Genomic DNA, 20,804 nt, shown 5'->3' with positions numbered 1-20,804 from the left:
AAGTGCGGAGCTCTCATGATTGCGCAAACGACAGAACCTGATCGGACTTTCGGACTCCGGTCCTCTCGTCATGCAACGGCGCGGCTTGTCGGCACCCTCGTCGTCCTCCCCAATCTCGTCTTCCTGGCGGCCATGCCCTTTTACGTGGCCATCCGTACGATCTCGCCATTCCTCTACGTGCTCGCCGGAACCGCCGCCTACTTCCTTCCGGGATGGGCGGCCTATCCCGTCTTCGGGTTGGCCGCGCTGCTCGATACCGCCCTCGTCGCCATGGTGGCCTTCCATCTGCCGGTGGGCGATGCTCTCGACACGCTCGGCTTTCTCGCCACCATCGATGTCGCGGCCTCCGCCTTCTATGTCGCGCTCATCCTGACGATGGTCGGCATGGCGCTTCTCACGGCGTGGCTGTTCAACAGGTTTCGCGCCGACGTCACGCTCGCCTCGCCCACGGCCGTAGCCTTTGCCGCGCTCGCCGTGGTCGGCCTCGATGTCGTCGTCAATCAGCCCTTCATGGACGCGCCACCGGCGTTCGACAGCGCCGTCCTGCAGAACGACCTGACGGCGGAGACGATCGCGGCATCCGGCCACAACCTGCTCTTCGTCGTGGTCGAGGGCCTTGGCGCCTTTGCCGACCCGCAGGACCGGGCGCTTCTCAGCCAGATCCTGCAGAAGGAAACGCTCGGCGGCCGCTATCAGCTGACCAGCGGCACGACACGCTATTCCGGCTCCACCACCGGCGCCGCCGCGCGGGAGCTGTGCGGCCACTGGGGCAGCTGGCGCGATTTTCTGGGCGACCAGCCTATCGACTGCCTGCCGCGTCGCCTGAGCGAAAAAGGCCTGAGCACGCACGCCTTCCACGGCTATTCGCGCGAGATGTTCCTGCGCTATCACTGGTATCCGCAGATCGGCTTCCAGCACAGCACCTTCATGGAGGACATGGCGGCCGAGATCCCGAGCCCCACGCCGTCGCGCTGCGGCACGGTCTTCAAGGGGCTCTGCGACACCGAAATCGCCGGCGTGCTGGATTCGGCACTGAAGGCCGATCCGGACCGGCAGAAATTCGTCTACTTCCTGACGCTGAACACGCATATCCCGTATGAGCCCTCCGCGAGCGACCGGCTCGGCTGCGCCACCATGGCGCCGGCCATCGGCAACCGCACGGTGTGCGAGCTGACGAACCTGTGGAGCGACCTCTTCCGCTCGCTGGCAGCCGTAGCGCGCGATCCCGATCTGCCGCCGACCGACATCCTCATCGTCGGCGATCACCAGACCCCGCTCTGGGAACGCGCCGCCCGCCGCCATTTCAAGCCCGGTCTCGTGGATTGGTACCTGCTGCGCAGCACATCGCCGGGCCTGGCGGCGGCAGGAACCGGAACGACCTCAGGAGCCGGCGCCCGCTGACGCGGCAGCGCGCACCAGTGCGCGCCCCTCTTCGCCATCCCAGGCCGCCGGCCCGTTCATGGCGGAAAGCAGGCACCCCTTGTCATCGAGCAGCACGGTCACCGGCAGGCCGAAGGCCAGCCCCTCCTTCTTCAGGCCGTTGAAGACGCCCATGGAGGCGTCCCGATAGGGTTTCAGCGCCGTGACACCGGTCTCCGAGAGAAACGCCCTCGGCTTTTCGTCGCTGCCGGTGTCGATATTGACGGCCACGACCTCGAAACGGTCGCTTCCCTCGGCTTTCTCCAGCCTGTCCAGCGCCGGCATTTCCTCGCGGCAGGGCACGCACCACGTGGCCCAGAGATTGAGCAGCACCGTGCGCCCCTTGAAATCGGCCAGCGTCAGGTCCTTGCCCGCCCCGTCCTTGAACGCGAGGCCTTCGAGGAGCCGGGGCCGGTCGGCGGGTGCCATGGCGGCGACCTGCCCCTTCATCAGCGGCGTCAGACCGGCGATCTTGGGCGCTGCCGCGGCGCACGGACCGGCATCACCTTGGGAAGCGACCTCCGGAGCATTGCCAGACCCGCTTTGCCTGACGTATACCGCAGCCGCACCGGCGATCAGGCCCAGAAGGGCCGCAAGCGCCACGAGCCGCAGGGCGGAGCGGGGTTTCCCCGAGTCTGTCATGTCGGTTTTCAAGACTTGTACCTTTTTGAGGAACGGATATCTGCGATGGCCGACGGCGCTTCCGAGACGAAAACCTCCAACCAGATGTGGGGCGGTCGTTTCGCGTCCGGACCCGATGCCATCATGGAGGAGATAAACGCCTCCATCGGCTTCGACAAGAAGCTCTATGCCCAGGATATCCGCGGCTCCAAGGTTCATGCCGAAATGCTGGCGCATCAGGGCATCATTTCGGTCGCCGACAAGGACGCCATTCTCGGGGGCCTCGACACGATCCTGTCGGAGATCGAAGCCGGGACCTTCGAATTTTCCCGCCGCCTCGAAGACATCCACATGAACGTCGAATCGCGGCTCGCAACGCTGATCGGCCCTGCGGCCGGCCGGCTGCACACGGCGCGCTCGCGCAACGATCAGGTCGCGCTCGACTTCCGCCTCTGGGTGAAGGAAGAGCTGCAGAAGGTCGAGACCGCGCTGACCCGCCTCATCGCCGCCTTCCTCGATCGCGCCGAGGAACATGCCGATACGGTCATGCCCGGCTTCACGCACTTGCAGACGGCGCAGCCGGTGACCTTCGGCCATCACTGCATGGCCTATGTCGAAATGTTCGGCCGGGACCGCGCCCGCGTGCGCCACGCCATCGAGCATATGGACGAAAGCCCGATCGGCGCCGCGGCGCTGGCCGGCACCGGCTTTCCGATCGACCGCCACATGACGGCGAAGGCACTCGGCTTCTCCGGCCCGACACGCAATTCCATCGACACCGTCTCCGACCGCGATTTCGCGCTGGAGTTCCTGTCGATCGCCGCCATCTCCGCCACCCACCTGTCGCGCCTGGCTGAAGAGATCGTCATCTGGTCGACGCCGCAGTTCGGCTTCGTCCGCTTGTCGGATGCCTTTTCCACCGGCTCCTCCATCATGCCGCAGAAGAAGAACCCGGATGCCGCCGAACTGGTGCGCGCCAAGACCGGCCGCATCAACGGCTCGCTGATCGCCCTTCTCACCATCATGAAGGGCCTGCCGCTCGCCTATTCCAAGGACATGCAGGAAGACAAGGAACAGGTCTTCGACAGCGCCGAAAGCCTGGAGCTGGGCCTCGCCGCTATGACCGGCATGGTCCGCGACATGACCATCAACACCGAGCGCATGAAAAAGGCGGCCGGCTCCGGCTTTTCCACCGCCACCGACCTTGCCGACTGGCTGGTCCGCGAAGCCGGCCTGCCCTTCCGCGATGCGCACCACGTGACGGGCCGGGCCGTGGCGCTGGCCGAGAGCAAGGCCTGCGACCTCGGCGAACTCAGCCTTTCCGACCTCCAGGCCATCCACGCGGCGATCACCGACAAGGTCTTCGATGTCCTCACCGTCGAGGCCTCCGTCGCCAGCCGCACCTCCTTCGGCGGCACAGCACCCGCCGAAGTCCGCCGCCAGATCGCCTGGTGGCGCGCGCGCAACTGAAACGACCCAGCCCAGGATCCCGGGAAACCCATTCGTTTTCCCGGGCGATCCATCAGAATTTCGAACGTGCGCGGCCCTTGAAAAACAGCTAAGAGGAACCGCCCGCCTTCGCAAAGGACCCGCGACGATGACATTCCGGACTGCCGCCCTGACGGCGCTGCTTCTGACGGCAACGGTGCTGACGGCCTCCGGCTGCGGCCGCAAGGGGGATCTCGAACGTCCGAGCGTCGCCCGCGCGCAGGCCGCGAAAGAGGCGGGAAACACGACCCGCGCACCGTCGTCCGCCCCGTCCGCGCTCGTGCGCCCGGCCGGCGGCGCCGCGCCGGCCAGCGCCGCCGTGACCGGCAACGCCTCCACCCAGACGACGGCCGTCACGCAGATGAACGTCGTTCCCGGGTCGGACAATGCGGCGGCCCGCAGCGGACGCACCGGCGACCAGACCGACGTCCCCGAGCGTCCCTTCCTCCTCGATCCGCTGCTCTGACAGCCATCTCAAGGCCCATCCCGTGAATCACTTCGAATATCGCGACGGCGTTCTGCACGCGGAAGACGTGCCGGTCACCGACATTGCCCGCGCCGTCGGCACACCTTTTTATTGCTACTCCACCGCAACGCTGGAGCGGCACTACGCCGTCTTCTCGAAGGCCTTCGCCGGCATCGACGCGCTCGTCTGCTATGCGATGAAGGCGAATTCCAACCAGGCCGTGCTGAAGACCCTCGGCCGTCTCGGCGCCGGCATCGACGTGGTCTCCGGCGGCGAACTGGCGCGCGCGCTCGCAGCCGGCATACCGGCCGAGCGCATCATGTTCTCCGGCGTCGGCAAGACGGCCGGCGAGATGGATCTGGCGCTGGAGGCCGGCATCTACTGCTTCAACGTCGAGTCCGAGCCCGAGCTCGAAGTGCTCAACGCCCGCGCCGTCCGGCTCAACCGTCAGGCACACGTCTCCTTCCGCATCAATCCGGATGTCGATGCCAAGACCCATGCCAAGATCTCGACCGGCAAGAAGGAAAACAAGTTCGGCATCGGCTTCGAGCGCGCCCGCGCCGTCTACGCCCATGCCGCGACCCTTCCCGGCATCAAGGTCACCGGCATCGACATGCATATCGGCAGCCAGATCACCGATCTGCAGCCGTTCGAGGATGCCTTCAAGGTGCTGCGCGATCTCGTGGAGACGCTGCGCGCCGATGGCCATGTCATCGACCATGTCGATGTCGGCGGCGGCCTCGGCGTGCCCTACAAGGAAGACAACAATCCCCCGCCTTTGCCGGATGCCTATGCGGCGATCGTCAAGAACCAACTCGCCGGCCTGAACTGCTGCATCGTCATGGAGCCCGGCCGCCTGATCGTCGGCAATGCCGGCATTCTGGTCACGGAAACGATCTATGTGAAGGATGGCGGGTCGAAGACCTTCGTCATCGTCGATGCCGCGATGAACGATCTCATCCGCCCGACCCTTTACGAGGCCTATCACGAGATCCGCCCGGTACGGATTTCCGCCGCCAACGCGCCGCGCATCACGGCCGATGTGGTCGGCCCGGTCTGCGAAACCGGCGACTATCTGGCGCTCGACCGCGAGATGGCCATGCCGCGCCCGGGCGATCTCTTCGCCGTCAGCACGGCCGGCGCCTATGGCGCCGTTCAGGCGGGCACCTACAATTCGCGGCTGCTGGTGCCGGAGGTCCTCGTCAACGGCAATCGCTTCCACGTGGTGCGGCCCCGCACCACCATCGAGGACCTCATCGGCCTCGACAGCCTGCCGGACTGGCTCTCCGACGACTGAGCCTTCCCGGCGCGCAGACGGGGACGTTCACGATTGCGTTCTCGCCCTCGTCTTCGCCACAAACAATGGTATCCTTGCCGGCAAACAGGCGTCGGACGCGCGCGGGAATCGCGTGACGACAGGCCCTGACCCATAAGCAGGACGGTACGCATGGCAGACTTCCGGCGGCAGACGAGTTCGGGCGGCAAAGACGGCGTTTCCGGCATGGCGCGCGCATTGGCGCGCAAACGCGGCTTCGCGCGGGCCGTCATCGTCGCCGAGCGTCTGGCGCCGCGCGCCCTTGCGCCCATCGCCGTTGCTTTCCTCTTTCTCTCGTCCGCCTGGTTCGGGCTCTTCCGCGCCGTGCCGCCGCTCGTCCATGCCGGGCTGCTCCTCGCCTTCGTCCTCGCCTTCATCGCGGCCCTCGTGCCGGTCTTCCGCGTCCGCCTGCCGGAGACGCAGGAGGCCGACCGTCTGCTCGAAGAGCGCAACGCTCTGCCGCATCAGGCCATCGGCGTACAGGACGACAGGCCGGCGACCGGCGGCGCCTTCGGGCAGGCCCTCTGGCTCGAACATCAGAGCCGCATGGCACGGATGATCGGCGCGCTCGAAACCGGCCTGCCACGGCCCGATATCGCCCGTCATGACGGCCTCGGCCTGCGGGCCCTGCCCGTGCTCCTTGTCGCCATCGCCTTCGCCTATTCCTATTCCAACCGCGCCGGGCTCGTGTCCGATGCCTTCCGCATTCCCGAAAACATCGTGGCGCCCCCAGATGTGCGCATCGATGCCTGGGTCACCCCGCCCGCCTATACCGGCCGCGCGCCCGTCTTTCTCACCGGCCGGCAGGACCAGCCGGCACCGGGCACGGAGGCCACCGAGGCGAGCCTGTTCCGCATCCCGCAATTCAGCGACGTCACCGTGCGCGTCACGAGCGCGGGTCCGGCCACCGACACCACGGTGACCTTCCTCGACAAGGGGTCGAGCGTGGCAACGCCGATCCCGCCGCAAAAGCCGGAGAAGACACCCGGGCAGGAGGCTGCGGCCGTCACGGCGGCGCCCGCTTCGCAAGGCCCGGCCAACGCGCCGATTGACAACAGCACCCATCTTTACAAGATCACCCGCGACGGCACGCTGACGGTCGGCCGGGAGACCTGGCAGTTCGCCGTCATTCCCGATGCCGTGCCGGACATCGCCTTCGACGGCACGCCCCGCGCCACGGTCAATGCCGCGCTGGAGATCCCCTTCCTCGCCAAGGACGATTACGGGCTGAGCGAGGCCTTCGCCGAGATCGTGCCGACCGAAGCAGCGCCGGCCGAAGCGACGCCGCTCTATCCCGCGCCCGAATATCGCCTGGACCTGCCCCGCCGCAACGCCAAGGATGCCAAGGCGACCGCCAGCCGCAACCTGTCGGAACATCCGCTGGCCGGCAAGCGCGTGCGCATCACGCTGGTCGCGCGCGACGCCGCCGGCCAGGAGGGCCGCAGCGCGCCGCAGGAGATGATCCTGCCCGCCCGCCGCTTCACCCAGCCGCTCGCCGGCGCGGTCGCCGAAGAGCGCCAGGTCATGGCGCTGAACAGCAAGGACCTGCCCCGCGCGATCGAGCTCAACGACGCGCTGAACATCCACCCGGAAGACAACATCCCCAACCTCACCCATTTCCTCCTGCTGCAATCCGCCAAGGGCCGGATGGAGCTTGCGCGCGACGACGAGATGATGCGTGGCACCGCCGATTATCTCTGGGAGGTCGCGCTCGGCATCGAGGACGGCAACCTGTCGCTGGCCGAGCGCAACCTGCGCGCGGCCCAGCAGAAGCTGTCGGACGCGCTGGAGCGCAATGCGTCGGACGAGGAGATTGCCAAGGCGATGCAGGAACTGCGCGAGGCGATGAAGGCGTTCATGCAGGCGCTCGCCGAACAGGCGATGAAGAACCCGCAAATGGCGGCCCGCCCCAACATGGAGAACATGCTGAGCAGCAAGGATCTGGACAAGATGATGGACCAGATCGAGAATCTCGCCAAGTCGGGCTCGAAGGATCAGGCGCGCCAGATGCTCTCGGAAATGCAGCGCATGATGAACAATCTGCAGGCCGGCCGCACGCCGCAGGACATGCAGCAGGGCCAGGACAATAGCGAGATGCGCCAGCAGATGGACAAGCTCGGTCAGCTGATGCAGGAGCAGCAGCGCCTGATGGAACAAACCTTCAAGCACGATCAGGCCCTGCGCAACCGCATGCAGATGGGCGACCCGTTGACGGACGAGAACCTGTTCGAGCAGCAGCCCGGCGACCAGAACCAGCAGCAGGGCCAACAACCGCAGGATCAGCAACAGCAGGGCGGCGACCCGACCGAGCAGATGACCGAGGAGCAGCTGCGACAGGCGCTGAAGGATCTTCAGGGCCAGCAGCAGGCCCTGGAAAAGCAGCTCGGCGAGCTGCAGAAGGGCCTCGAAGGCATGGGCATCAAGCCCGGCAAGGGCTTTGGCCAGGCCGGTCGCGAGATGAAGGGCGCCGCGGGCCAGCTCGGCGAAGGTCAGGGCGAACAGGCCGTCGGCAGCCAGGGCCGCGCGCTGCAGGCGCTGCGCGAAGGCGCCCAGGACATGATGAACCAGATGAGCCAGGGTCAGGGCCAGGGGCAAGGTCCCGGCCAGGGCGTGCCCCAGTACGGCCAGAACGGCCGCGACCCCCTCGGCCGCCGCCAGCAGAATCCCGGCCCCGATTTCGGCGATCAGGTCAAGGTGCCCGACGAGATCGACACCCAGCGCGCCCGCGAAATCCTCGACGAAATCCGCCGGAGACTGGGCAACACCGTTTCGCCGGAGGTGGAGCGGCAGTATCTGGAGCGATTGCTGGATATCCGGTGAGGTGTTTGGGGTTGCGGCTGCCCCTCATCCGCCTGCCGGCACCTTCTCCCCGCACGCGGGGCGAAGGGAGATGTGGCAGCCGATCGCTCTAAAAGCGGAACTTAGAGGTGGTCAAACGATCACCACACGTCCCTTCTCCCCGCCCGCGGGGAGAAGGTGGCGGCAGCCGGATGAGGGGCTGCCACAACCTCAGAGTCAAACAATCTCAAGCCGCCAGTGCCACAGCGACCGCCTTGCGGATATCCGGCAGGCTGAACGGCTTGGCGACGACATCGATGATCTTGTCCGCGAGGTCGTCGGCGCGTTCGCGCTGTTCAGCATAGCCGGTCATCAGCAGGATCTTCAGCTTGGGAAAGGCGGCTGCGGCTTCGTGCGCAAGGGCGATGCCGTCCATGACGGGCATGCGGATATCGGAGAGGAGAAGGTCGAACGGCGCGCCGTGCAGGTGCTCGAGGCCCTCGGCGCCATCGCCCGCCTGCACCACGTCGTGCCCGTCCATCTGCAAGGCACGCGCGACGAAGCGGCGAAGGGAATCCTCGTCCTCGGTGATCAGGATCTTTGCCATCATGGCCTCCTACGGTTCGGAGGCCTACAAAGCGCAGAGTTTCCTTTGAAAACCGTAAAGAGCGGAGCGGCCGAGCGTCAGATCCTGTCGGCGTCCCCGGTGACCACGCCCACGAAGGGCAGCTCGCGGAAGGCATAGGCGACGTCCATGCCGTAGCCGACGACGAAGTAGTCGGGGCATTCGAAGCCGACGAAATCCGCCTCGAAATCGACCTCGCGCTTCACCTTCTTGTCGAGCAGCACGGCGATCGACACCGATTTCGCGCCGCGCTCCAACATCAGATCGCGCGCAAAGCGCAGGGTGCGGCCGGATTCCAGAATGTCGTCGATCAGGAGCACGTCGCGGCCGCGCGGGTCGCTGTCGATGTCCTTGATGATCTTCACACCGCGCGAGACCGTGCCCGTGCCGTAGCTCGACAGCGTGATGAACTCGACCTCCGGCGCAAGCCCCGCATGGTGCATGGCACGGATGAGGTCGGCCGCGAAGATGAAGGAGCCCTTAAGCACCGAGATGACCAGAAGGTCGTCATTGCGGCCCTTCACGATCTCGGCCGCCATCTCCGTGTTGCGCGTGGCAATCACGTCCGGCGAAAACAGCGTCTCGATCATCTTTCCGCGAACGACGGGCATGGCAGCAGCTCCAGGCGACGGGGCGCCGTCCGGCATCCCCCAAAGCTTGGCGTTAGCACAGTCAGCGCGGCGAAGCACCCGTCTCGGCAAAGGAAATTTGCACGATGGGCGCCGATCCACCGGCATGCGGCAGGCGCGCGGAGAAGGCGCGGCGTTCGCCCGGGGCCAGCACGCGGCTGCCGGCCAGCTGGCCCTCGGCCGTCATGCGACGGCCCGACCCGGCGACATCGACCCGGATTTCCGGGATCTCGCGCGGTGCGGCCGTCGGATTGACCACGGTGCCGTAGACGGCAACGACCTTCAGGCCGCTCGTATCCTGTAGCTCCGTGTGCACATCGCCGAAGCCGAGCGCCGGTGCGGCCTGCGGCGCGCTGGGCGCCAGCGTGATCGCCAGCCCGAAGGCAGCCGCGCAGAGCCCGATCGTCAGCGCGGCGAAGACGCGTGGCGGGATGCGATGCAACCGCTGTTCGACGGCGCGGAACAGACCGGAACCACCAGGCTTGCCGGACCGGGCCTTGACGGACGCCTGCGATGCGGCGCGGGACGCAGGCGCGCGGGACAGCGGCACGACCTCGAAAACGGCATCGACCGCGTCGGTCGGGCGCAGCACGCGCGGGGCGGGACGCGCCGCCGGCCGCGTCCGTTCCGGCGGCAAAAGATCAACCTTGCGCGAAGCGCTCGAAAAGCCGGCCATGCATCGTCCTCCGCGGCGCGCTCGCCCGAAGACGAGGAATTCCTTGCCGAAAGGTAAAGACGAAGGGTTAACAGAACGGAAACGTGGCTTCGCAACGCCCTCGCGAAAGGTCAGGACGCCACCATGGCCCTCAAAGCGACGTTTTTGCGTGGGACGTTAAAGGGAAAATTAACCAGTGTTTAACCATGCTGGCCGGATCGCGCCCGCACTTGGCGGTAGAGCGTCCATCTCAGAGGCTGGAAGTTGATTCATTTCGAGAACGTCGGATTGCGCTACGGCATGGGACCGGAAATTCTCCGCGACCTGACCTTCGACATCCCGCGCAAGTCCTTCCAGTTCCTCACCGGCCCCTCGGGCGCCGGCAAGACCACGCTGCTGCGCCTTCTGTTCCTGTCGCTGCAGCCGACGCGCGGCCTCATCCGCATGTTCGACCGCAACATCGCCTCCATCCCGCGCGACGAACTGCCCATGCTCCGTCGCCGCGTCGGCATCGTCTTTCAGGACTTTCGCCTTCTCGATCACCTCACCACCTATGAGAACGTCGCTCTGCCGCTGCGTGTCCGCGGCAAGGACGAATCCTCCTATCGCTCCGACGTGCTGGAGCTTCTCGGCTGGGTCGGCCTCGGCGAGCGGATCAACGTTCTGCCGCCGGTTCTCTCGGGCGGGGAAAAGCAGCGCGCCGCCATCGCCCGCGCGCTCATCGACCGGCCGGAAATCCTGCTCGCCGACGAGCCGACCGGCAATGTCGATCCGCCCATGGCCCGCCGCCTGCTCAACCTGTTCATGGAGCTGAACCGCCTCGGCACCGCCGTCGTCATCGCGACGCACGATCTCTCGCTGATGGATCAGGTGGAAGCGCGCCGCATGATCCTGTCGCAAGGGCGGCTCGACATCTATGACTGACGCCCGCAAGACGCCGCCCAAAACCGTGAAGGCGCCCGCCCGCAGCACGCAGGCGGAAACGGAAGGGCGCAAGGCGCCCATGCGCGTCCGCCCGATGGCGCCCATCGTGCCGCCGGTCAACGTCTCGGGCAATGCGCTCATGCTCGTCATCGCCATCATGTCCTTCCTCGCCTGCCTCACGCTCGGCGCAGTCTCCATGGTGCGCTCGACGGCCGAAAGCTGGCAGAGCGAGATCTCCCGCGAGGTGACGATCCAGATCCGGCCCGAGGAAGGACTGGACATGGAAAAGGCCCTGCGCGACGCGCGCGATATCGCGCTGACCTTCGACGGCACCGTCAACGGCAATATCGTCGATCGCACCGCAACCGCCCGCCTGCTGGAGCCATGGCTCGGCGAAGGCCTCGATATCGACGAGCTGCCGGTGCCCCGCCTCGTCATCATCACCATCGACGAGCGCAACCCGCCCGATTTCGCCGGAATGCGCGCGCGGCTGACGGGCGAAATCCCGCAGGCAACGCTCGACGATCACCGGACCTGGGTGGACCGGCTGGTGGCCATGGCGCACACGACCGCGCTCATCGGCACGGGGGTGCTCACCCTCGTCTTCTCCGCCATGGTCCTCACCGTCATCTTCGCCACGCGCGGCACGCTGTCGGGCAACCGCCACATCGTCGAGGTGCTGCACTTCGTGGGTGCCGAGGCAAGCTTCGTCGCCTCCGAGTTCCAGAAGCATTTCCTGAAGATCAGCTTCAAGGGCGCGGGCGCGGGCGGGCTGCTGGCCGCGCTGTCCTTTGCCCTGGCCGGCTGGTGGCAGTCGCGCTCGCTCGCCACGCCCCAGAGCGATCAGGCCACGGCCCTCTTCGGCACCTTCACGATCGGTTACACCGGCTATCTCGGCATCGCCGCCATCATGCTCGTCATCGCGCTCCTCACCACGCTCACGGCGCGCTTCACGGTCATGCGCACCATCTACGAAATCGACCGCATCCGCTCCGACCCGGCCCGGGCCGATCTCATTCCGAATTCCTGACATGCCGATCTGCGCGCCCTTACCGTCTCCCGTTTTCCGCGCTTCACCCCGCGAAGCCATCGTTAAGGCGCAAAGCGGGTTCACTGGTCGCACAGCATCGCAACACCCGTCCCGTCGCGCCGCGGACATCCGGCGCAACGGTGGAAGAACATCATGATGGCGGACGAAACCTCCGAAGCGGAGACTTCCGGCGAAACCGAGCGCAGGCGCCTTGCCCGGCGAACGCGCCGGCATGTCAGCTTCCGGCGGCAGCTCGCCCGCCTGACCTTCTATGTCCTGCTGATGGTGGCCGGCTGCGGCACGGCGAGCCTTCTCTATTTCGCCGATCAGGTGGCCTCGCTCCAGCCGCCGGCCAACCCCAAGGCCGATGCCATCGTGGTTCTCACCGGCGGGTTCCAGCGCATCGACCAGGCGGTCGATCTGCTCAAGGCCGGTGCCGGCCAGCGCCTGCTGATCTCCGGCGTGCACCCCACCACCACCAGCAGCCAGATCCGCCGCAACACCCAGAGCTCCGCCGATCTCTTCCGCTGCTGCGTCGATATCGGCCACGATGCCATCGACACGATCGGCAATGCACACGAAACCGCAAACTGGATCCGCAACAACGGCTACAGGAGCATCCTCGTCGTCACCAACAATTATCACATGCCCCGCAGCCTGCTGGAGCTTCGCCGCGCCAATCCGGGCATCGCCTTCGTGCCCTACCCGGTCGTCAATTCCGACCTGAAGAGCACGAACTGGATGGCCAATCCCATGGTGCTGAAATCGATCCTTACCGAATATGCCAAGCTGACCGTCGCGTCGCTGCGCGATCTCCTGGGCACACCGACGGACAGCGGCTTGCGGACGGAGCGCGCCCAGACCGGGCAATAGGCATGAGCACCGCCGCGCGCGAGATCCCGGTTTTCGTCGCGGCTTTATTGGTGTAGGCAGCCGGCAGGGCACGCTCGATCCGTGCTGCCGCTCGCTCTTCGAAAGCCGCCCATGATTCGCCTTCGCTCGGTCCTCTTCAACGTCGCCTTTTACGCCAATCTCATCCTGCGCATGATCGTGCTGACGCCGGTCTATTTTCTCGTGTCGCGCAAGACGTCCTGGTTCGTGCCGAAGAACTGGGCGCGCAGCAATCACTGGCTGATGCGGGTGATCGTCGGCACGACCTTCGAGATCGAGGGGCTCGACAACATTCCGAAGGACGGCGTCTATATCCTGGCCCCCAAGCACCAGTCCTTCTGGGACGTCTATGCCCTGCTGCCGTGGCTGTCGGATCCGTTCTTCATCCTCAAGCGCGAGCTGATGCGCATTCCGCTGTTCGGCTGGTATGTCGCCAAGCAGCGCATGGTGCCGGTGGACCGCAGCGCCCGCGGCCGGGCCATGGCCGCCGTCATGCAGCGCGCCAAGGCGGAAATCGCCACGGGCCGGCAATTGATCATCTATCCCGAGGGCACCCGTCGGTCGCCCGGCGCGCCGCCGGATTACAAATACGGTATCGCCCGTCTCTATCGCGATCTGCAGGTGCCCGTCGTGCCGGTGGCGATGCATCCCGGTCTCTTCTGGCCCCGCAGCACGACACTGCGATTCCCCGGCCACTTCAAGGTCCGCATTCTCCCGCCGATCGGTCCCGGACTGGACGCGGACACCTTCCTGAAAACGCTGATCGCGGTGACGGAAACCGCCAGCGACGAACTGCTCGTGGAAACCGTCCGCGACAACCCGCATCTCCCCCTGCCGGAGACCGCGCGCACGCGGCTTGCCGAACTCGGCGTCGCCGTGCCGGAGAAAAGCTAGCGCTTGGCGCGCAGCACCTGCACGCCGCGGCCGACCTCTTCCAGCCAGTGATCGCGGATGCCCATGGCGCGCAAATGGTCGAGCGTGTTCATGACATAATCGACATTCTCGCCCGAGCGCCCGCGCGCAGAGGCGACGATCAACGCCGCCTCATCGGCCTGCAGGGCGCCTGCATATTGCAGATGCGCCCGGTCGATCACATAGGCGACGGCCATGACCGTTCGCCCGTCGGCGAGCCGCAGCGGCAGCATACGCTCCTTGTAAACATGGGTGACCAGCTCGCGCTCGCGCAGATAGGCGATGACGTCCGCGCGATCCGCGGGCGCGATGCGGAACGCCATGCCGAGGCAGGAGCCGCCGAGGTCGAGGCCGAGCACCAGCCCGGGGCTCTCCGCCGTGCCGCGATGAACATGGGAGTGCACGCACAGCGCCCGGCGGTAGCCGAAAACCCGAGCCCGGGCCTGCTCGACGAAGGGAAAGCCCGGATTCCACATCAGCGAGCCATAGCCGAACACCCACACGTCGTCCGAATCCGTTACCACAAGGTCCGCCACAGAAGGTCCATCCCATCGTCGTCGTTCACAGGCCGGCCATCTCTGCCGGCCTGCCCTCCTACTGCAAAACGGCAGCAAGCGGAACGTGCCGGATCGGCCGCGCCTGCATTTTGGCGACGATGGCCACGACGGTCCGAGCGTCCGGCTATTTTTCCGCACGCATTCCGATCCGTGATGTTATGCGGTAGAAGACCGGCACGACGCAGCCTTGTCCGAGGGGTGCCGGCGCTGCCGGAGAGCGCCGTCCACCGCGCCGAAATCCAGACCGCCGACCGGAGACCCGCATGACACAGACAGCACCGCCGGCCGCAGGTCTCCGCATCAGGCGTCTCGGCATCGGCATCGCGATCTTTCTGGCGGTCTATAGCGGCATCTGGTTTCTCGCCGCCCATCAGATCGAGACGCGGCTCGCCAGCTTCCTCACCAGCCGCTCCGGTAGCGCGACGGCCCGCTGCGACGGCCTGACCGTTCGCGGCTTCCCGTTCCGCATCGGGCTGTTCTGCGATGCCGTGAAGGTGGACGATACCCAGCTCGGGGCTTCCGGCTCCGCGGGGGCTCTCCGGTCCGCAGCACAGGTCTACTGGCCGGGACACGCCGTCATCGAGGTGGATGGCCCGGCCGAACTGCGCTTTTCCCCCGGCATCGCGACATCCATGAACTGGCAGGCGCTGAAGGCGAGCATCCAGGCGACGTTCTCGGGCCTCAGCCGCACGTCCATCGTCTCCGAACGCCTGACCGGCACGCTGGTGCCCACGCCGGGCGAAGATGTGCTAGGCTTCGCCACGAGCCATACCGAGCTGCATCTGCGCCAGAATGCGGCGGATCTCGATGCCGCCGTCTCCATCACCGGCCTCGACCTGAAGCCCGGCAACGGCGCAAGCCTGCTGCCGCTGATGAATGCCGCCATCGACCTCACGGTCAAGGATCGCGCGACGGTGCTCGATCGCGGCGGCCTTTCGCGTCATGCCCTGCGCAACAGTGCAGGCGAGGTTCGCAACCTGACGCTCGACCTCGGAAACGGCATGGTGACGACCGCCAACGGCCCGTTCACCGTCGACGATCAGGGGCTGATCTCCGGCGCCTTCAAGGTGACGATGCAGGACGTTCAGGCGTGGCGCACGGCTCTGGCAACGGCCTTTCCGGAGAGCGAGAACATGCTCGATAACGCCGCCAACATGCTGACGGCGCTGGCCGCGGGCGGCAACGACACCACCGTCACGCTTAATGTGCGCGACGGCACCGCCTTCCTCGCCTTCATCCCCATCGGCGTGCTGCCGCAGCTCTGATCCAAGCCGTCAAGATATGGCGGGCGTCAGCTCTTCGCGTCCAGCGCATGGCGGCCGAAGTCCACCATGTCGGTATCCTGACCGGCCTGGATGATCGAGCGGCGGATCGCGCGGGTGCGGGTGAAGAGGTCGAACAGCTTGTCGCCGTCACCCCAGCGGATCGCCCGCTGAAGATAGGCGAGATCCTCGGAGAACCGCGACAGCATTTCGAGAATCGCGTCCTTGTTGTGCAGGCAGACGTCGCGCCACATGGTCGGGTCGGATGCGGCGAGACGCGTGAAGTCGCGAAAGCCCGAGGCCGAATATTTGATGACTTCAGATTCCGTCACCGTCTCCAGATCGTCCGCCGTCCCCACGATATTGTAGGCGATGATGTGCGGCAGATGGGAAACGATGGCGAGAACCTTGTCGTGGTGTTCCGGGTCCATCTCCTCGACATCCGAGCCGAGCGCCTCCCAGAAGGCACGCAGCTGCCCCTTGGCGGTCTCGTCGGTGCCGGCCGGCGGTGTCAGAATGCACCAGCGGCTCTTGAAAAGACCGACGAAGCCGGCATCCGGGCCGGAATATTCCGTTCCCGCAATTGGGTGGCCGGGAATGAAGTGAACGCCCTGCGGCATATGCGGCGCCATCTGCGCGATGACGGAGCCCTTGGTGGAGCCGACGTCGGTGACGATCGCCCCCGCTTTCAGATGCGGCGCGATCGCCTGCGCCACGGCACCGGACGCGCCGACCGGCACGGAGACGATGACGAGATCCGCATCCTCCACGGCCTCGCCGGCCGACAGCACATAGCGGTCGCCGAGACCGAGCACCTGCGCCCGGTCCAGCGTCTCGCGGCTGCGGGTCGAGATCGTCACCGAGGCCGAAAGCCCCTTGTCGCGGATCTCCCGCGCGATGGAGGAGCCGATGAGGCCGATGCCGATCAGCGCGACCTTTTCGAAGAGCTTGGCCATGTCAGGTCTCAGTTCTTCCCGAGAAATTCGGCAAGGGCGGCGAGAACGCCTTCGTTCGCCTCCTCCGTGCCGATCGACAGGCGCAGCGCATTGGGGAAGCCGTAGCCGCGCACGGCCCGCAGGATGAAACCGCGGCTGGTCAGGAACGCATCGGCATCCTCCGCCCGCTTGCCATCGACATCGGGGAAATGGAACAGCACGAAATTCGCGACCGACGGCGTGACCTTGAGACCGAGCGCCGTCAGCCGCTCGCTGACCTTCGCCAGCCATTCCGCGTTGAAATCGACGGCAGCCGCGGTGAACGCCTTGTCGCGAACGGCAGCGGCACCGGCCGCAATCGCCGGCGCATTCAGGTTGAACGGCCCACGGCTGCGGTTCAGCGCGTCGATGACCGCGGCCGGCGCATAGATCCAGCCGACGCGAAGGGCGGCGAGGCCGTAGACCTTGGAAAAGGTGCGCGTCATCACGACGTTCTGGTTTGACGAGACCAGCTCGATCCCCGCCTCGTAGTCGTTGCGCCGCACATATTCCGCATAGGCCGCGTCGAGCACGAGCAGGACGTGCTTCGGCAGGCCGGCCTGCAGGCGGCGCACGTCCTCGACCGGCACGAAGGTGCCCGTGGGGTTGCCGGGATTGGCGATGAACACAAGCTTCGTCCTGCTCGTCACGGCGGCGAGGATCGCATCGACATCGACGCGGCAATCCTGCTCCTTGACCGTCACGGGCACACCGCCGGCGGCCATGATCTGGATTTTGTAGACGAGAAAGCCGTGCTCGGTGATGACGGCCTCATCGCCCGGCGCGAGATAGGTGTGGGCGAGCAGCCCCAGAAGCTCGTCCGAGCCGTTGCCGCACATCAGGTTGGCTGGGTTTAGCGCGTAAACTTCCGCAATCGCGTTGCGAAGCTCGAGCGCCTGCCCGTCCGGGTAGCGCTCCAGCTGGCCGGCGGCCTGGCGAAAGGCCTCCAGCGCCTTGGGGCTCGCGCCCAGCGGCGTCTCGTTGGAGGAGAGCTTGTGGACCTTGGCCACGCCCGGAGCGTGTTCCTTGCCCGGCACATAGGCGGCGATGTCGAGAATGCCGGGGCGCGGGGTCGGAGCGTTCGGGAGGGAGCTCATGGTCTGGCTTTCGCTGGTGTCACGGATGGCTTTGCCATTACCGCCCCGCCGCCGCCTTGTCGAGGGCTTAAGGGGCAGGCCCTCACCGCACCGGCGGCTGGCCGTCGCGCGTGGTCGGCACGCCCTGCGGCGCGAGCACGGGCACGAACACCCGGCGCGAGGCCCGCGCCGCCACCGGCAGCCCCTGATAAAGCCGCTTCTGCGCCTCGACGATGATGACGCCGGAGAACACCGGCCAGAGCGCACGCCCCATCTTCTCGAAGGCCCGTCCGAGCTTCAGCACGGTCTTCGTGGTCGAGGGCGGGAAGAACAGCGCCTCGCAGGAGGCGCCGGGCGTGAAGTTCGTCTCCCGCAGCAGCGCCGTCAGCTGCCCGCGCGAATAGGGCCGGCCGGAGCCGAACGGCGTATGGTCCATCCGCGCCCAGACGCCCTGCCGGTTGGGCACCACGATGACGAGCCGCCCGCCGGGCGCGAGCACCCGCCAGATCTCCTTCATGGTCTCGCGCGGGTTCTCGGCAAATTCCAGCGAATGCACCATGAGAATGCGGTCGATCGAGCTGTCGGGCAGCGGTAGTTCCTCGTCGAACACCAGCGCCGTCGAGGACAGCTCCGCCACCGGCCAGTTCACCGCCCCCTGCCCCGCCGGCATGAAGGCGAAGGTCCGCTCCGTATCGGCCCGGAAGCGCTCGAGATAGGGCAGGACATAGCCGAGCCCCACCAGCCGCTCTTCCGGCAACCGCGCCCAGATGGAGGCGAGCGCCATGGAGATCGCCTGCTCGGTAAAGCGCCCGAGCCGCGAATGGTAGAACTGACGAAGATCGACGATATCGGCGTGCATAAACAGAGGGTAGTGCGCGGCCCGGCGAAAGGAAACCGGGGCGGCGCCGATTTTCCCGCCGGGTTCGCGCGCCGGCACGCGATCGCTGGACTTCCCCTGCGCCGCCTTTACATTCCCTCGGGCAACCCCGCGTCCCAGACCTCTTCGAGGACCTCACCATGCCCGCGCTCGATCTCGACCTGTTCCTCTGCCGGACCGACAATTTCGGTGTTCTCCTCCACGATCCCGAAAGCGGCGAGACGGCCTCGATCGACGCGCCGGAGGAACAGCCGATCCTCGACGCGCTGGAGCGGCGCGGCTGGACGCTGACGCACATCTTCACCACCCACCACCACAACGACCATGTGGAGGCGAACCTTGCGCTCAAGACCCGCTACGACGCGACCATCATCGGCCCGGATCGCGAGGCCTCGCGCATTCCCGGCATCGACATGACCATCGGCGACGGCGGCGATTTCACCTTCGCCGGCCACAAGGTCCGCGTCATCGGCACGCCGGGCCACACATCAGGCCATATCTGCTACCATCTGCCGGACGATCGCCTGCTCTTTGCCGCCGACACGCTCTTTGCGCTCGGCTGCGGCCGCCTGTTCGAAGGCTCGCCGGCCGATATGTGGGCCTCGCTGCAGAAGCTGATGGCGCTGCCGGACGACACGCAGGTCTATTTCGGCCACGAATACACGCTGTCGAACGCCCGCTTCGCCGTGACGGTCGACCCCGACAATGCCGAACTGAAGGCCCGAGCCGCCGAGATCGAAGCGCTGCGCGCGCGTGGCGGCTTCACCGCGCCGACGACGCTCGGCCTGGAAAAACGCACCAATCCTTTCCTGCGCCCGGCCGATCCCGGCATCCGCGCCCATCTCGGCCTGCCGTCCGCCAGCGATGGCGAGGTCTTTGCCGAGATCCGCAGGCGCAAGGACAATTTCTGATGGCGGCAGAAGGGGAAACGCAGGACGCACGGTCGATCGTCACCGCGCTCGGCATGATCCGGCATCCGGAAGGCGGCTGGTATGCCGAGACCTTTCGCGACGATGCGGGTGGCACGCGCGGCCATTCCACGGCGATCTACTACCTGCTGGAGGCCGGCGAGCGGTCGCACTGGCATCGCGTGCGCGATGCCGCGGAGGTCTGGCACCATTATGCCGGGGCGGCCCTGACCCTCCGGCTTGCCGCACCGGGCGCACCCGCCTCCACCATCGTGCTCGGCACGGATCTGGAAAACGGCGAACGCCCGCAAGGCGTGGTGCCCGCGGACACCTGGCAGTCGGCCGAATCGCGCGGTGCCTGGACGCTGGTCGGCTGCACCGTCGCGCCCGGCTTCGATTTCAGCGTCTTCGAAATGGCGCCGCCCGGATGGGAGCCGCCTCACGCCGCCGGTTGAACCCGGTCCTCGGAGGGCGTCTTGACCTTGCGCGGCGCAAAAATCACGTCGCGCGCGGCCAGCACCGCTCCCCCCGTCACCAGCAGGCAGGCCAGCGCGATGCTAAGCGACGGCTCGGCAAAGCCGAACAGCATCAGCGTCAGCGTGGAGAGCACCGGCGCCGAATAGCTGGCGACGCCCAGCAGCTGGATATTGCCGTTCTTCACGCCGTAATCCCAGGCATAGAAGGCGGCACCCACCGGCAGGAGCCCGAGGCCCGCGACCGCCAGCCACTGCATGCCGGTGTCCGGCCAGACCGTCGTCTCCAGCGCGAGATGGCAGAGAAGCGACAGGACGGAGGTCGCAAGGCAGAAACCGGTGACGACATCGGTGGACACCGCCTCGAACCGCCGTGTCATCAGGGAGTAAATGGCCCAGGTGAAGGCGCAGCAAAGCGCTGCGCCATAGCCGAGCGTATAGGCGCTGTCGAATGCAACGCCGTTGCGCGCGACGATCATCGCCGTCCCGGCAAGGCCGCACAGCGCGCCCGCCACGTGATACCACCGCAGCCGCTCGCCCGGCAGCAAAGCCGAGCCGACCACGATCAGCAACGGCCAGAGATAGGCGATCAGCCCGGCTTCCACGGCCGGCGCATTGCGCAGGGCGGTGAAGTAGAGCGCGTGATAGCCGAAAAGCCCGACGATGCCGACCACCCAGACTCTTGGCCGCTGCCGCAAGAGCGCCATCCGCTCCGGCCTGAGCGCGAGCACCACGAGACCGGGCAGGCTGCCGATGGCAAAGCAGATCGCCGAAAGCTGGAAGGGCGGCATGGTGCCGGAGGCGGCCGTGAACAGCGCCAGCAGCGCCCACATCAGAATGGCGGAAAATCCGATCAACGTCGCTCTGGTCTGCATCCGCCCACTCTCCGATTGCAGCGGGCGGCGATGCGGCGAGACCCTGAAC

The 20,804-nt window shown here is 66.6% G+C and carries 21 protein-coding genes; 12 read left to right on the top strand and 9 right to left on the bottom strand.

The window, feature by feature from the left end:
• Window positions 1–132: 132 nt before the first annotated feature.
• Window positions 133–1,401, top strand: coding sequence for a sulfatase-like hydrolase/transferase (locus LRX75_RS16585; protein ID WP_231815805.1), 1,269 nt, complete (start codon window positions 133–135; stop codon window positions 1,399–1,401).
• Here LRX75_RS16585 and tlpA read toward each other — a convergent pair.
• The gene (gene tlpA / locus LRX75_RS16580) at window positions 1,381–2,061 is read right to left on the bottom strand and encodes a thiol:disulfide interchange protein TlpA (RefSeq protein ID WP_231815804.1); all 681 of its coding nucleotides are present in this window, start codon (window positions 2,059–2,061) and stop codon (window positions 1,381–1,383) included. The genes LRX75_RS16585 and tlpA overlap by 21 nt on opposite strands.
• 45 nt (window positions 2,062–2,106) lie before the next feature.
• Here tlpA and argH point away from each other — a divergent pair, with 45 nt between their 5' ends.
• The 4 genes from argH to LRX75_RS16560 all read left to right on the top strand — a co-directional run bounded on the left by argH (window position 2,107) and on the right by LRX75_RS16560 (window position 8,129).
• Entirely contained in the window at window positions 2,107–3,510 is a 1,404-nt protein-coding gene (argH, locus tag LRX75_RS16575; protein ID WP_231815803.1) for an argininosuccinate lyase, read from the top strand.
• A gap of 127 nt (window positions 3,511–3,637) precedes the next feature.
• Complete coding sequence (gene lptM, locus LRX75_RS16570; protein WP_113150794.1) at window positions 3,638–3,994, top strand: LPS translocon maturation chaperone LptM; 357 nt, start codon at window positions 3,638–3,640, stop codon at window positions 3,992–3,994.
• Between the two features lie 22 nt (window positions 3,995–4,016).
• Window positions 4,017–5,291: a diaminopimelate decarboxylase gene (lysA, locus tag LRX75_RS16565; protein ID WP_231815802.1), complete on the top strand. Its 1,275-nt coding sequence runs from the start codon at window positions 4,017–4,019 to the stop codon at window positions 5,289–5,291.
• Between the two features lie 150 nt (window positions 5,292–5,441).
• Entirely contained in the window at window positions 5,442–8,129 is a 2,688-nt protein-coding gene (locus LRX75_RS16560; protein ID WP_231815801.1) for a TIGR02302 family protein, read from the top strand.
• Between the two features lie 205 nt (window positions 8,130–8,334).
• On the opposite strand, the gene LRX75_RS16555 is transcribed toward LRX75_RS16560, so the two are convergent.
• From LRX75_RS16555 to LRX75_RS16545, 3 genes are all read right to left on the bottom strand, one after another.
• Window positions 8,335–8,694 (bottom strand): response regulator, encoded by a 360-nt coding sequence (locus LRX75_RS16555; protein WP_113150792.1) that lies wholly within the window; start codon window positions 8,692–8,694, stop codon window positions 8,335–8,337.
• A gap of 77 nt (window positions 8,695–8,771) precedes the next feature.
• Window positions 8,772–9,323 (bottom strand): hypoxanthine phosphoribosyltransferase, encoded by a 552-nt coding sequence (hpt, locus tag LRX75_RS16550; RefSeq protein ID WP_113150791.1) that lies wholly within the window; start codon window positions 9,321–9,323, stop codon window positions 8,772–8,774.
• Between the two features lie 61 nt (window positions 9,324–9,384).
• Window positions 9,385–10,017, bottom strand: a complete 633-nt coding sequence (locus LRX75_RS16545) for a hypothetical protein (RefSeq protein WP_231815800.1) — start codon at window positions 10,015–10,017, stop codon at window positions 9,385–9,387.
• 243 nt (window positions 10,018–10,260) lie between these two features.
• On the opposite strand from LRX75_RS16545, the gene ftsE reads away from it, so the two are divergent.
• From ftsE to LRX75_RS16525, 4 genes are all read left to right on the top strand, one after another.
• Window positions 10,261–10,920 (top strand): cell division ATP-binding protein FtsE, encoded by a 660-nt coding sequence (gene ftsE / locus LRX75_RS16540; RefSeq protein WP_062595674.1) that lies wholly within the window; start codon window positions 10,261–10,263, stop codon window positions 10,918–10,920.
• Between the two features lie 79 nt (window positions 10,921–10,999).
• Complete coding sequence (locus LRX75_RS16535) at window positions 11,000–11,950, top strand: cell division protein FtsX (RefSeq protein ID WP_231815855.1); 951 nt, start codon at window positions 11,000–11,002, stop codon at window positions 11,948–11,950.
• Between the two features lie 153 nt (window positions 11,951–12,103).
• Complete coding sequence (locus LRX75_RS16530) at window positions 12,104–12,823, top strand: YdcF family protein (RefSeq protein ID WP_231815799.1); 720 nt, start codon at window positions 12,104–12,106, stop codon at window positions 12,821–12,823.
• 111 nt (window positions 12,824–12,934) lie between these two features.
• On the top strand, window positions 12,935–13,735 hold the full coding sequence (locus LRX75_RS16525) for a lysophospholipid acyltransferase family protein (RefSeq protein ID WP_231815798.1): 801 nt from the start codon (window positions 12,935–12,937) through the stop codon (window positions 13,733–13,735).
• Here LRX75_RS16525 and LRX75_RS16520 read toward each other — a convergent pair.
• A complete protein-coding gene (locus LRX75_RS16520) occupies window positions 13,732–14,277 on the bottom strand; it encodes a gamma-glutamylcyclotransferase (RefSeq protein ID WP_231815854.1) in 546 nt (181 codons plus the stop codon). The genes LRX75_RS16525 and LRX75_RS16520 overlap by 4 nt on opposite strands.
• Before the next feature lie 296 nt (window positions 14,278–14,573).
• Here LRX75_RS16520 and LRX75_RS16515 point away from each other — a divergent pair, with 296 nt between their 5' ends.
• Window positions 14,574–15,575 carry a DUF2125 domain-containing protein gene (locus LRX75_RS16515; protein WP_113150787.1) on the top strand — a complete coding sequence of 334 codons (1,002 nt, stop codon included), beginning with the start codon at window positions 14,574–14,576 and terminating at the stop codon, window positions 15,573–15,575.
• A 26-nt stretch (window positions 15,576–15,601) separates the two neighbouring features.
• Here the strand turns inward: LRX75_RS16515 and LRX75_RS16510 are convergent, their stop codons facing one another.
• The 3 genes from LRX75_RS16510 to LRX75_RS16500 all read right to left on the bottom strand — a co-directional run bounded on the left by LRX75_RS16510 (window position 15,602) and on the right by LRX75_RS16500 (window position 18,481).
• On the bottom strand, window positions 15,602–16,528 hold the full coding sequence (locus tag LRX75_RS16510) for a prephenate/arogenate dehydrogenase family protein (RefSeq protein WP_231815797.1): 927 nt from the start codon (window positions 16,526–16,528) through the stop codon (window positions 15,602–15,604).
• An 8-nt stretch (window positions 16,529–16,536) separates the two neighbouring features.
• A complete protein-coding gene (hisC, locus tag LRX75_RS16505; RefSeq protein WP_231815796.1) occupies window positions 16,537–17,643 on the bottom strand; it encodes a histidinol-phosphate transaminase in 1,107 nt (368 codons plus the stop codon).
• Window positions 17,644–17,725: 82 nt separating this feature from the next.
• A complete protein-coding gene (locus LRX75_RS16500; protein ID WP_231815853.1) occupies window positions 17,726–18,481 on the bottom strand; it encodes a class I SAM-dependent methyltransferase in 756 nt (251 codons plus the stop codon).
• 158 nt (window positions 18,482–18,639) lie between these two features.
• On the opposite strand from LRX75_RS16500, the gene gloB reads away from it, so the two are divergent.
• Both gloB and LRX75_RS16490 read left to right on the top strand, forming a co-directional pair.
• Window positions 18,640–19,410, top strand: coding sequence for a hydroxyacylglutathione hydrolase (gene gloB / locus LRX75_RS16495; RefSeq protein ID WP_231815795.1), 771 nt, complete (start codon window positions 18,640–18,642; stop codon window positions 19,408–19,410).
• A complete protein-coding gene (locus LRX75_RS16490) occupies window positions 19,410–19,862 on the top strand; it encodes a cupin domain-containing protein (protein ID WP_231815794.1) in 453 nt (150 codons plus the stop codon). The genes gloB and LRX75_RS16490 overlap by 1 nt, the downstream gene beginning before the upstream one ends.
• Here the strand turns inward: LRX75_RS16490 and yddG are convergent.
• The gene (yddG, locus tag LRX75_RS16485) at window positions 19,847–20,755 is read right to left on the bottom strand and encodes an aromatic amino acid exporter YddG (protein WP_231815793.1); all 909 of its coding nucleotides are present in this window, start codon (window positions 20,753–20,755) and stop codon (window positions 19,847–19,849) included. The genes LRX75_RS16490 and yddG overlap by 16 nt on opposite strands.
• Between the last annotated feature and the right edge of the window lie 49 nt (window positions 20,756–20,804).

Origin of the sequence: Rhizobium quercicola (assembly GCF_021168455.1) — a bacterium.
GTDB lineage: Bacteria > Pseudomonadota > Alphaproteobacteria > Rhizobiales > Rhizobiaceae > Ferranicluibacter > Ferranicluibacter quercicola.
The sequence above is the reverse complement of the archived record's forward strand: the minus strand, read 5'-3'. Positions and strand labels throughout refer to the sequence as shown.